Genomic DNA, 11690 nt, shown 5'->3' with positions numbered 1-11690 from the left:
AGAAGGAGTACTCCAGTGAAGGACCCCCGGGATCGTTCGCCGGACGGGGCGGAGCTGCGGCACGCCCTCCAGGACCTGTCCACCGTGGAGCGCTGGGCGGAGCGTGTGTCGGCCGGCGGCCGTCCCGAGCCGTACACCTCTCCGGAGACTCTGGAGGGACCCGAGTTCAGCGTCGACACCGAGACGGTGGAGGGCATGCACAGCGTGGCCGCCATCACCGACTGGCCGCCGCACGGGAACTCGGCCCCCGCGGAGCTCGACGACGCCTCGCGCGCCGCGCTGCGCTCTCTGGTCAGGTCCCTGCTCGACCTGGCGGGCCACGAGTCGGGACCGGCCCGTACCCATGTGGTGCTGGCCCCCGGCGGACCACGCGTCGTGGCCTGCCTGCTCGGTGAAGAAGCCCTGGTCACGAACCGTTCCCGCGACGGTTCCCCGGGGCGGTAACGGACCGGGAACGGACCGGGAACGCCCCCCAGGAAAGTCAGTGATGTCGGGAAGCGGAAACCACCGCAAAACCCGCAGACATCACAAAGGGGCGAGAAAATGGGACGCAAGCTTGCTGGAATCTTCGGGATCCTCGCGGCGACGCTGGCCTTCGGCATCGGTGCCACGGTCGAGGCGGGTCACTCGCAGGGTCAGCAGGGTTCGCAGCACGTGCTTGCGGAGAGCACCGGCCCGACGGGCACCGGTTCCTGACCAGCCCCTACGACTGTGCCCCGCACCGGAGTTCCGGTGCGGGGCACAGTTGTGTCCGGAGTGTCAGCGGCGGCGGTCCGCGGGTACCCCCATCTCGGCGAAGAGGGACTCGGCCGCCGCCCGGTGCGCGGCGGCGTCCCCGGCATCACCGAGGGCATCGGCCATGCCCACCAGCGCGTACGCCTGCTCGACGCGGTAGTTGGTGTTCGTCGCGATCTGGTACGCATGCGTGTGCAGGGCGAGTGCGGTCTCCGTGTCCCCCTGCCGGTACCGCAGCCTGCCCACGGTGTTCTCCACCTTGGCGCGGCGCACCGGCAGTACGTTCGCCCGCACGAGATCGAGTGCACTCTCCGCGAAGTCCGGGGTGCCCACGGGCCGGCCGAGCCGCTCATCGACATCGGCCGACACGGCCAGGACCAGAGCGACGTCCCCCGGGTCGCCGAAATCGGCGCACAGCTCGCGCGCCTTTTCCAGAAGGCGGGCCGCCTCCTCGTACTCGCGGAGGCCGACATGCGCCATGGCCAGATCGGTGATCGCTCCGAACTGGTGCTCGTGCTGCCCCAGTTCGTCCCTGAGGTCGACCGCCCGCCGGGCCGCGTCCCGGGCTTCCTCGTACCGGCCCCATTGCTCGTAGAGCGTGCTGAGGACGGTCAGTGTCTCGGCCTCCGCCCGCGGGATGTTCAGTTCCCGCTCCTGGGCGATCGAGTTCTCCAGGTGGACCAGGGCCTCGGAAAAGCGGCCGAGCAGGCTGCTGAGCTGCCCGAGCGTGGTCTCGCTGTGGGCCTCGGTGTGCCGGTCCCCGAGGCGGACCGCGACGTCCCGCCCCTCCCTGGCCGCCTCCAGGCCCTCGGCGAAACGGCCGAGCCGCCAGCAGGCGACGCCCAGGTTGGACAGGCTCACCCCCAGCAGCCCCAGGTCGCCGAGCCGGCGGGCCGCGGCCACCGCGACGCGGCCCAGATCGCCGAACTCCTCCATCTGTCCACGCGCGTTGAGCTGGAAGACCAGGTTGCGGACCAGGCAGACCGCGTACCGGTCGTGCCCGCGCCGTTCGGCCAGCGTGACGGCGGAGATCAGCGCGGTCTGCTCGCGGGTGAACCACTCCTGCGCCCGGTCCGCGTCCCCGAGGTCCGGCAGCTTCGCCGGGGCCGGCGGGATTCCGGTGGGACGTTTCTTCCGGCCGGGGTAGAGGACGTCGCACGCCTCCTCGGTGGCCGTCAGGTAGTAGCTGAGCAGCCGCTCCACCGCCACCGCGTCCTCACCCTCGGTCGACTCGCCGAGCAGGCTCTGCGCGAAGCTCCGTACCAGGTCGTGGAAGGTGTAGAGGCCGATCTCCGGCTGCTGTACGAGATGCACGTCGAGCAGCATTTCCAGGAGGTCCTCCGCCTCCCAGATGCCCGTGCCGAGCAGCGCGCCCGCCGCGTGGACGTTGATGTCCCCGCCCGGATGCAGCGCCAGGATCCGGAACGCGGTGCGGCACTCCTCGTCCAGGGCCTGGTAGGACAGTCGGAGGGTGGCGGAGACGCTGCGGGCACCCGCGCTGAGCTCGTCGAGCCGCCGCGTTTCGTCGCTCAGACGCTCAGCCAGGTAACGCAGGGTCCAGCGCGGGCGATTGCGCAGCCGGGCGGTGGCGATCCGCAGGGCGAGCGGGAGGTGGCCGCACAACTGGGCCAGTTCCGCGGCTGCTTCGGGTTCGGCGGCGACACGCTGCGCGCCGAGGGTCTCGGCCATCAGGGTCGTGCTCTCCTCGGCCGACATCACCCCGATGGAGATCCACTGCGCGCCGTCGAGGTCCACCAGCCGGGCCCGGCTGGTGACCAGCACCAGGCAGCCGGCGGAGGCGGGCAGCAGCGGGCCGATACCGGCGGCGTCGGCGGCGTTGTCGAGGAGGATGAGCAATCGTTTCCCCACGAGCGTGGCGCGCCAGAGAGCGGTGCGGCCCAGCACGTCGTCGGGTATTCGGTCACCCGGTATGCCCAGCGCCCGCAGCAGACTGTCGAGTGCGGTGCCCGCGGTCACGGGCTGGTCCCCGGGGGTGTGGCCGCGCAGGTCCAGATGGAGCTGGCCGTCGGGGTAGGCCTTCGCGAGCCGGTGCGCGGCCCGTACCGCCAGCGAGGTCTTGCCGCAGCCGCCCATGCCGTCGAGGGCCACGATCTGCGGCCCCTGCTCGCCGCTCTCCTCGGCGCAGCGCAGGAGTTCGGCCAGTTCCCGGTCCCGCCCGGTGAAATCCGCCAAGTCGTTCGGGAGAGTGCAGGGCGGTTCCGCCGGCAGCGCGACGGCGGCGGCCGGCGGTGCCGGCGGCGGAGGTCCGGCCAGCTCCGGGCTCTCCCGCAGGATGCCCTCATAGATCTTGGTGAGCTGCGAGCCGGGATCGATACCGAGCTCCTCGACGAGGAGTTCACGGACCCGGCCGTACTCCTCCAGCGCCTCCGCCTGGCGTCCCGAGCGGTACAGGGCCAGCATCAGCTGCCCGCGCAGCGTCTCGCGCAGCGGATGCTGGTTGGTCAGTTCCCTGAGGTCCACGACGAGTTCGGACGCCTCGCCCAGCGCGAGCCGCAGGTCGAAGAGCTGCTCCGACGCGGTCAGCCGGCGTTCCTCGATGGCGGTCGCCGCGGCCTCGATCACCGGACCGCCGGTTCCGGCGAGGACGGAACCGCGCCACAGTGCGAGCGCTCCGCGCAGTGTCTCGGCGGCTTCGGCGGGACGGCCGGCGGCCGCCGCGGTCTTCGCCTCACGTGCCAAGAGACCGAATTCAGCCAAATCGATTTGGATTTCATCTATCGCGACGCGATAGCCGGGGCCATCGGTGAGGAGCACTTCCGCGCCACTCGGGATACGTCGCCGCAGGTCCGCAATGGCCTTGCGTACTTGGTGGGATGCCGTCGGCGGCGGATCTTCGTCCCAGGCCGCCTCGACGAGACGGGATACCGGGAGAACCCTTCCGGCCTCCAGCAGCAACGTAGCCAGTACTCGTTCTTGAATCACTCCGCCCAACCGGAGCCGCGTCCCGTTCGCCCACCCCTCGATCGGGCCAAGAATATTGAACCGCAGCTGTTCCCCTGCCGCTGCCGTCACGGACTGTCCCTCCCCCTCGGTCCTGAGACCCCCCAGTCGTGCCTGGTCGCAGGTGATGGTAGCCGTCGCCGGAAACGGGCGGTACTGCACCGGGAAGGGTTCGGGAATGGCGCACCGGATGCTGTTCATCATCGGCGGACCAACAAGGCCGCCAAGGAGAACAGAGCGTGAGCAGACCGGAGAAACCCCAGTCCGGACGTACGCGTTCCGGACAATCCTGGGAGATCGGGGAACCGGGCCACACCATTGCCACCGCATTTGGGGACCAAGGAGACAATGATGAATTCCCAGGCGCCGACGCCCGGGCTGGACGCCCTGCTGCAGAATGCCCGCAGGCGGTCCGGACTGACTCAGGAACAACTCGCCGGACTTTCCACTGTCAGCGTGCGAGCCATCCGCGACCTCGAACAGGGGCGCGTGCAACATCCCCGTAAAGAAACTCTGCGGCTGTTGGCCGGCGCCATGCGGCTGAGCGACGCACGGCGCATCGAACTCGAACTGGCTGTCGACGCCCACTCGGTGGGCCGTGTCTTCCAGGACAGTTACGGCGCCGAGCTCGCCGCCCCGCCCACCCCGCTGCGTCCGCTGGTCGGCCGGGTGCCCGAACTGGAGGCGCTGACCTTCCGGTTGAGCACCGAGCACGAGCGGCTGCTGACCCTGGTCGGCCTGCCCGGCGTGGGCAAGTCCCGGCTCGCCCAGGAGGCCACGCTGCGGATCCACGCCCGGGACCAGGTGCCGGTGCTGTGGGTGCCCATGGACCGTCCGGCCGAGAGCGAGGACACGGCGGCCCGCAGTCCGCAGTCGACCATGGTCGGCTGGGTACGGTCGCTGGTGCGCGACGGCGAGAAGTACGACGAACTGGCCGCGGTCATAGGGTCCAAGCCCACCCTGATCGTGCTGGACGGTCACGACGCGTCACCGGTCGTCAGCCCGCCCGTGCTGAACCTGCTGCGTTCCTGCGAACGCCTCAAGATCCTCATCACCAGCCGCCGCCCTGTGCAGCCGCCCGGGGGACGGCTGCTGCCGCTCGCCCCGCTTCCCGTCCCGGTCCCCGCCGTCCCGGCCGGCGCACTGCCGGGCGACTCCCTCGTCACGGACCGGCCCGCGGTCGAACTCATGCTGTCGTACGTCAGCCACATGCGCCCCGACGTCCTGCCCACGGACGCCCTCACCAGCACCATGGCCGACATCTGCCATGCCCTGGACGGCATACCGCAGGCGCTGGAGGCCGCCGCGTCCTGGCTGCTGCTGTACTCGCCCGAGCAGCTCCTCGACGTCGCCCGGACGACTCCGCTGGTCCTCGTCGACGGAGTCACCCCCGCCGACTCCGCGAGCGGTGCCACCCTCGGCGACCAGCTGAGCGCCGTCGTCACCGGCCTCAACCCGCACGCGACCGCACTCCTCGACACGCTGGCCGCGCTGCCCGAGCCCTGGACGGTGGACGACGCCGCCCGCGCCGCGGGCACCGCGCTCGCCGAGACGGCCCGGGACGTGCACGCCCTGCTGCTGCGCGGCCTGATCCGCCAGCACCCGTCCGAGCCCGGCGGACCCGTCGGCTTCACCGTGCTCAACCTGGTGCGGGAGCTGCTGGGGGCGCGGCGCATCGGGGCCGACGAGATCAACGAGGGCAACGACATCAACGAGGCCGTGGAGGCCCTGGCCTTCTAGTTCGCCCCTCACTCCTCACCTGTTCACCCCGTAACTCGTCATCAGGCACCCGCCATCCGTCACCCGTCACTTGTCATCCGCCAGAAAGGCACCGCATCCATGCGCAACCTGATCTCCCTCGCCGACCTCACCCCCGCCGAGCTCGCCCACATCGTCGGACGGGCCGTCGAATTCGGCCGCGGCGGCGCGGACCGCAGGTCGCTCACCGGCCGGCAGGTCGGCATCTACTTCCGCAAGTCCTCGACCCGTACCCGTACGTCGTTCTGGAGCGGCGCCACTCGCCTGGGCGCCGACGTCATCACGTTCGGGCCGAACGAACTCCAGCTCACGACCGGGGAGACGGTCGAGGACACCGCCCGGGTGCTCGGGCAGTATCTCGACGCGCTCGTCGTACGCACCAACGGGGACGTGGACGAGATACGGAGGCTGGGCAGCAGCCCGGACCTGGCCGTCGTCAACGCCCTGAGCCTGGACGAGCACCCCACCCAGGCGATCGCCGACCTGGCCACGCTCACCGAGCACTTCGGTTCCCTGGACGGCCTGCATCTGCTGGCCGTGGGCGAGGGCAACAGCTCCGGCGCCGCGCTCGCGCTGGCCGCGGCGCTCACGCCCGGACTGCGGGTGACCCTGCTGTGCCCGAGCGGGTACGAGGTGCCCAAGGACACCCTGGACCTGGTGGCCGAACTCAGCGGCGGCAAGGCCCTGGTGAGCCAGATCGTGTCCCCGGACGAGGTCGAGGGGCCGGTCGACGCCATCTACACCAGCCGGTGGCAGACGATGGGCGTGCCCAAGGCGAACCCGGACTGGCTCAGCGACTTCGACGGCTTCCAGATCAACGGCGCGTTCCTCGACCGCTTCGGCGGCCCTCGTACCGTCTTCCTCCACGACCTGCCCGCCGTGCGCGGCCAGGAGGTCACGGACGAGGTGCTGGACGGGGAGCGGAGCGTGGCATGGCGGCAGGCCCACCACAAGATGACGGCCGCCATGGCGGTACTGGAGTGGTGTGTCGTGGGCTCCGCCCAGAGCTGACCGAGGTGTGGCCGTCCCGGGGTTCCCGCCCCGGGACTCCCGTTTGTGGGCCAGGAAATCCAGCGCGCAGCCGGAACAGCGCGAAAACAACAAAGCGAAAACCCGGTTCCGCCGGATCATTCCGGCGGCACCGGGTTTTTCGCTTCGAAAGAGGGCCGACCCGAGTCAGCCGGCCATCGCGGCGACCACGGAACGCGGGCGCATGTCCGTCCAGTTCGCCTCGATGAATTCGATGCATTCCTGCTTGCTGCCCTCGCCCTTCAGCAGTTCCCAGCCCGCCGGCTGCTGAATACGGGACGGCCAGAGCGAGTGCTGGCCCTCTTCGTTGGCCAGCACGACATAGCGGCCCTCGGAATCCTCGAACGGGTTGGTTGCCATGATCTCCACCTCGGTTTGACGAGAAGGTAAGCGGTGAACTCCTGCCGTCGACGCTAGAACTCCGGGGCCGCCGAGCGGGGCAGAACCTCCGGCAGACCGGCGGCATCCGGGCAGGCCGGATCAGGAGAGCCGGCGCGACGTCTGGTGTGCGTAGGTGAGGGCGACGCCGGTCGCCACGGTGGCCGCGCGCACCGCTCCGAGCGCCTCACGCAGCAGCTCTGTACGCTCCAGGGGCAGCTGGGCGAGTTGGGGCCGGCCCGCCCGTACGATGTTCACCGCGGCCTCCAGGACCGCGACTTGGGCCTCGCCGAGCGCCTCGCGCCGGTCGACCCGCCGCAGTGCCGTGGCCAGGACGTCCTCAAGCGCGTCCGCCTCAAGGACGCTTTCGCCGGTGTGTGTCATGTCATGACTCCTCGGTCGGGGCGCGATGTCCGCTGTGTGCGGTCCGCCCAGTGTCGCGCCCCGAATGGCCCCCGGAACACGGCAGTTGGGCAACTGCTCCTTTCCTGCCGCCCGGTTGCCGCCGGGGACGCCGTAATTGACTCCGGCGCGAATCTACGGTGGTGGCCGAAAGGAAGTTCCGGCAAGCCAGGACCCTCCTTCTCCCCTGCCATCCAATGATGTGGACGAAGCGAACAATGAAGCCTGCGGAATGGGCGGCTCGTCATCGATCCGGGCCGCTGGATGTCGTCGTCACCGGACTCCCCTCCGACGCGCACACCTGGAATCTCGTATTCATCCAACTGTTGCTCGAAGACCTCGGCCACAAGGTGGTGAACCTGGGTCCCTGTGTTCCCGAGGACGAGATCGTCGAGTCCTGCTGCAAGTTCCAGCCCGACCTGCTGGTCGTCAGCAGCGTCAACGGGCACGGCTTCAACGATGCCCGGCCGCTGATCGGAGCGATCCGGTCGCGCTGGGAGCTGGCGGGGCTGCCTGCCGTCATCGGCGGAAAGCTCGGTGTCGGCGGCGATGACCAGGCCGAGCAGGCGGGCGAGCTGATGGCGGCCGGCTTCGACGCGGTCTTCCAGGAGGGCGTCGGCCTCGCGGTCTTCGAGTCCTTCGTCGGCTCGCTGACCGGTGCTGCATCTCCCGCCCTCGCGGATCCCGCCCCCGCGGACTCCGCCCTCGCGAGTGCCGGGCCCGCGCCCCGGCGCACGTCCCGCGCCGGGGCCCTGACCGGAAAGGCGAAACGGTGACCGCCCTGCATCAACGCCCCTTGCCCTTCGGCCGTTTCGTCGCCGACGCGCAGGCCCGTGGCGCCCTCGTGGTCCAGCCGCGGATGGGTTTCTCCGACCCCGCGCTGATGCGGGCGGGCCTGCTGGCCACCAAGACCGCGGCGGACCCGGTCGTCGGCACCGTCACCATCGACAGCTACACCCGGGTCAGCGACGAGCCGTCGGCCGTGCGGGCGCTGAACAACGGGGTCCCGCTGAACGGGTTCCCGATCACCTCCTACAGCCCGCACACCTCGCGCTGGATCCTGGACGGCGTACGCGACGCCGGCTTCCCGGTCCAGATCCGGCACGGATCGGCGCGTCCCCAGGGCATCGTCGCGGCCCTGGCCCTGCTCGGCCTGGACGCCACGGAGGGCGGCCCGGTGTCGTACTGCCTGCCGTACGGGCGCACCCCGCTGCTCGACTCCGTGCGCAACTGGCAGGAGAGCTGCGACTTCCTGGCCGGGCTGCGCGCCACCGGCACGGAACCGCACCTGGAGACCTTCGGCGGCTGCATGCTCGGCCAGCTGTGCCCGCCCGGGCTGCTGGTGGCGATCAGCGCGCTGGAGGCCCTCTTCTTCCACCGGGCGGGACTGCGCAGCATCTCGCTCAGCTACGCCCAGCAGACCAACGCGGCGCAGGACCGGGAGGCGGTGCACGCACTGCGGCGGCTGGCCGGCGAACTGCTGCCGGACACCGACTGGCACATCGTCCTCTACACGTACATGGGCCTGTACCCGCGGACCCGGCGCGGCTCGCTGGACCTCCTGGAGCATTCGGCGGAGCTGGCGGTGGAGACGGGGGCGGCCCGGCTGATCGTGAAGACGACGGCCGAGTCGCACCGCATCCCCACCATCGCGGAGAACGTCGAGGCCCTGCGGGTGGCCTCCAGCGCCGCCGCCCGGCACCGGGCGCGGCTCACCCCGCGAACCGAGCACACCGACCTCGCCGAGCACACCGACTTCGCCGACAACCCCGTCTACGCCGAGGCCCGCGCCCTCGTCGACGCCGTACTCAACCTGGACGACGACCTGGGCCAGGCGCTCCTGAAGGCCTTCGCCCGCGGATACCTCGACGTCCCCTACTGCCTGCACCCCGACAACGCGGGCCGGACCCGCAGTCACATCGACCGGTCCGGCCGGCTCACCTGGTCCGAGATCGGGGCGATGCCCATCGGCCATGTCTCCGAGAAGGGCCGGCGGCTGACGGCGGCGGGGCTCTACGACGCCCTGTCGTTCGTGCAGCGCCGGCACGACCGCACCGCTTTCCCGACCGTTCCCCGGACCTCTCTTCCCTCGGCGGCCCGTCGCCCTTCGGTCCATCGGCAGCACACCCAGGAGGTAGCACCATGACCAGCACGTCCGCCGAGCTCGACGTCCGCATCCCGCCCGCGTTCCCGTCCTCGCCCGACCAGCACCTGATGGCCGAGAGCACCCGGGCCACCCTGCGTGTGCAGAGCCGCATGCTCGCCGCGACCCGCGCGTTCCTGACCGGGCAGGGCTTCCAGGAGCTGCTGCCGCCGGTCATCGGGCCGGTCACCGATCCGGGCATCCGCGGCTCCAAGCAGGTCGACGTCGACTTCTACGGCCACAAGTACAAGCTGATGACCAGCGCGATCCTCTACAAGCAGGCCTCCCTGCTGGCCTTCGACAAGATCTTCTACATCGCGCCCAATGTGCGCCTGGAGCCGCTGGAGACGGCCGTCACGCACCGCCATCTCGCCGAGTTCCACCAGATCGACGTGGAGATCCGCGACGCCCGGCGCGAGGACGCGATGGAGCTCGCCGAGCGCCTGGTGGCGTACGTGGTCGACGCGGTGGTCCGTGAGCTGCCCGCCGACCTGGAGCTGCTCGGCCGGGACAAGGACGCCTTCCGTGAGGTGGTGACCGGGGCGTTCGCCCGGACCACCCACAAGGAGGCGACCGCGGACCTGATCGCGCTCGGGCATCCGCAGGACCCGGGCGCCGAGATCGACTGGGAGGGCGAGGAGATCCTCTCCGCCAAGACCAGCCGCCCCTTCTTCGTCGCCGATTACCCCAAGGGTTCGCGTGGCTTCTACGACCGCGAGGACCCCGAGCAGCCGGGCGTCCTGCGCAACTTCGACCTGATCGCCCCGGAGGGCTACGGCGAACTGGCCAGCGGCAGCGAGCGGGAGCACGACTACGCGGCCCTGGTCACGCGGATGCGGGAGACCGGAGAGAACCCCGCCAAGTACGGCTGGTACCTGGACCTGGCCCGTCGGGGCATCCCCGCCAGCTCCGGTTTCGGTATCGGCCTGGAGCGCTTCACCCGGTACGTCACCGGCCGCACCGCCGTCTGGGAGGCCAGCGCCTACCCCAAGCTTCCGGGAGTGGTCTCGGCATGAGCGCCGTACTGACAGCCGCCGGTTTCCCCGAGGAACAGGTGCGCCACCGGGCCCGGCACGGCGCCGCGAGCGTCTTCCCCGCCCTCGACGCGTACGGCAGCAGCCTGCTGGGCGCGATGCCGGCCGGCGCCGACTCCGGTGACCTGCTGGAGCGGGCCCGGATCGTGCCTCCGGTGTTCATGCCCGAGCGGCTGAAGAAGCTCATCGACCTGGCGCGTGAACCGCTGTACACGGATGTCGAACTCGACACCGTGGTGGGCGGGTTCACCTCCCGGCTGCCGCTGTACGTGTCGGCGTTCGGCTCCACCCAGGTCGCCAGCCACGACCTCGGCGAGGCCGCCGGACGGCAGGCCGCCCGGCTCGGCATCCCGATGGTGATCGGCGAGAACGTGGTGCCCGTCAACGGCTACCGCTCTGCGTCCGACGCCGAGGCGTCCCCGCTGATCGGCCGGATCGCCGCCTACGCCGACGCGGCCGACGACGAGCACGGCGGTGTGGTCGTCCAGCAGTCCACCGAGGACGCGGACGCCGAGGTGTGGAACCTCGTCTACAGCGACCCGGCGTCCGAGCCGCTGCTCGCCACCGGCCGGCTCGCCTTCGAGCTGAAGGTCGGCCAGGGCGCCAAGCCGGGCCTCGGCGGCCTCACCGTCCTGGGCCGCGAGGCCGCGGGGCGGGTCGCCGAACAGTACGCCACCGACCAGGTGTTCGGCGCCGACAGCGACTCCGTCCTGCGGATCAGCAGCCCGGGCACGTTCACCGAGGAGATCCTGCGCCAGCAGATCCGGCTGATGCGCAACAACTTCCCCCGCGTGAAGGTGTGGGTGAAGCTCCACCCGGGCCGGGACATCGCGCTCGCGGCGGCCACCGCCTGGGCGGCCGGCGCGGACTCCGTCACCGTGGACGGCGCGGAGGGCGGCACCGCCTGGGCCCCGAACGCCTTCCTCGGCCAGGTGGGTCTGCCGCTCGGCGACTGCCTGACCCGCATCGGCCGCACCGACCACTGTCTGCTCGCCAGCGGACGCATCTGGGAGGGCAGCCGGGCCGTCAAAGCCCTCGCGCTCGGCGCACGCGCCGTCGGGCTCGGCCGGGCCGCTCTGCTGGCCGTCGACGAGGACACCGACCACGGTCTGGTGCGCCTCGTGGAAAGCATCGCCCTGGAACTACGGCTGCTGATCAGCTCCGTCGGCAAGTACCACGTGAACGCCCTCGCGGACGAGGACGTGTTGCTGCCCACCAGCCATTAGCTCCCTACGACTTCGCACCACCCG

The 11690-nt window shown here is 70.8% G+C and carries 11 protein-coding genes; 8 read left to right on the top strand and 3 right to left on the bottom strand.

What is annotated here, in order from left to right; genetic code table 11:
* Positions 1-15 precede the first annotated feature (15 nt).
* Entirely contained in the window at positions 16-444 is a 429-nt protein-coding gene (locus AB5J50_RS27845; RefSeq protein WP_327430545.1) for a hypothetical protein, read from the top strand.
* A 99-nt stretch (positions 445-543) separates the two neighbouring features.
* Positions 544-696, top strand: coding sequence for a hypothetical protein (locus AB5J50_RS27840; RefSeq protein WP_327430544.1), 153 nt, complete (start codon positions 544-546; stop codon positions 694-696).
* A 63-nt stretch (positions 697-759) separates the two neighbouring features.
* Here the strand turns inward: AB5J50_RS27840 and AB5J50_RS27835 are convergent, their stop codons facing one another.
* A complete protein-coding gene (locus AB5J50_RS27835) occupies positions 760-3768 on the bottom strand; it encodes a BTAD domain-containing putative transcriptional regulator (RefSeq protein ID WP_369260984.1) in 3009 nt (1002 codons plus the stop codon).
* Between the two features lie 279 nt (positions 3769-4047).
* Here AB5J50_RS27835 and AB5J50_RS27830 point away from each other — a divergent pair, with 279 nt between their 5' ends.
* Together AB5J50_RS27830 and AB5J50_RS27825 are read left to right on the top strand one after the other, a co-directional pair.
* Positions 4048-5436: a helix-turn-helix domain-containing protein gene (locus tag AB5J50_RS27830; RefSeq protein WP_369260983.1), complete on the top strand. Its 1389-nt coding sequence runs from the start codon at positions 4048-4050 to the stop codon at positions 5434-5436.
* 99 nt (positions 5437-5535) lie between these two features.
* A complete protein-coding gene (locus tag AB5J50_RS27825; protein ID WP_369260982.1) occupies positions 5536-6465 on the top strand; it encodes an ornithine carbamoyltransferase in 930 nt (309 codons plus the stop codon).
* A 165-nt stretch (positions 6466-6630) separates the two neighbouring features.
* On the opposite strand, the gene AB5J50_RS27820 is transcribed toward AB5J50_RS27825, so the two are convergent.
* Positions 6631-6843, bottom strand: coding sequence for an MbtH family protein (locus AB5J50_RS27820; protein ID WP_327430540.1), 213 nt, complete (start codon positions 6841-6843; stop codon positions 6631-6633).
* Positions 6844-6963: 120 nt separating this feature from the next.
* Positions 6964-7245: a hypothetical protein gene (locus tag AB5J50_RS27815; protein WP_327430539.1), complete on the bottom strand. Its 282-nt coding sequence runs from the start codon at positions 7243-7245 to the stop codon at positions 6964-6966.
* A 236-nt stretch (positions 7246-7481) separates the two neighbouring features.
* Here AB5J50_RS27815 and AB5J50_RS27810 point away from each other — a divergent pair, with 236 nt between their 5' ends.
* From AB5J50_RS27810 to AB5J50_RS27795, 4 genes are read left to right on the top strand one after another with little or no spacing between them, the layout of a single operon-like run.
* Complete coding sequence (locus tag AB5J50_RS27810; RefSeq protein WP_369260981.1) at positions 7482-8039, top strand: cobalamin B12-binding domain-containing protein; 558 nt, start codon at positions 7482-7484, stop codon at positions 8037-8039.
* Positions 8040-8044: 5 nt separating this feature from the next.
* Positions 8045-9409 (top strand): methylaspartate mutase, encoded by a 1365-nt coding sequence (locus AB5J50_RS27805; protein WP_369265530.1) that lies wholly within the window; start codon positions 8045-8047, stop codon positions 9407-9409.
* A complete protein-coding gene (locus AB5J50_RS27800; protein WP_369260980.1) occupies positions 9406-10422 on the top strand; it encodes an asparagine synthetase A in 1017 nt (338 codons plus the stop codon). The genes AB5J50_RS27805 and AB5J50_RS27800 overlap by 4 nt, the downstream gene beginning before the upstream one ends.
* A complete protein-coding gene (locus AB5J50_RS27795; protein WP_369260979.1) occupies positions 10419-11666 on the top strand; it encodes a glutamate synthase-related protein in 1248 nt (415 codons plus the stop codon). The genes AB5J50_RS27800 and AB5J50_RS27795 overlap by 4 nt, the downstream gene beginning before the upstream one ends.
* Positions 11667-11690: the final 24 nt, after the last annotated feature.

The sequence above is a fragment of the Streptomyces sp. R35 genome (assembly GCF_041053035.1).
GTDB classification, from domain to species: domain Bacteria; phylum Actinomycetota; class Actinomycetes; order Streptomycetales; family Streptomycetaceae; genus Streptomyces; species Streptomyces lutosisoli.
Note: the sequence above shows the minus strand (reverse complement) of the source record. Positions and strands in the feature narration are given on the sequence as shown.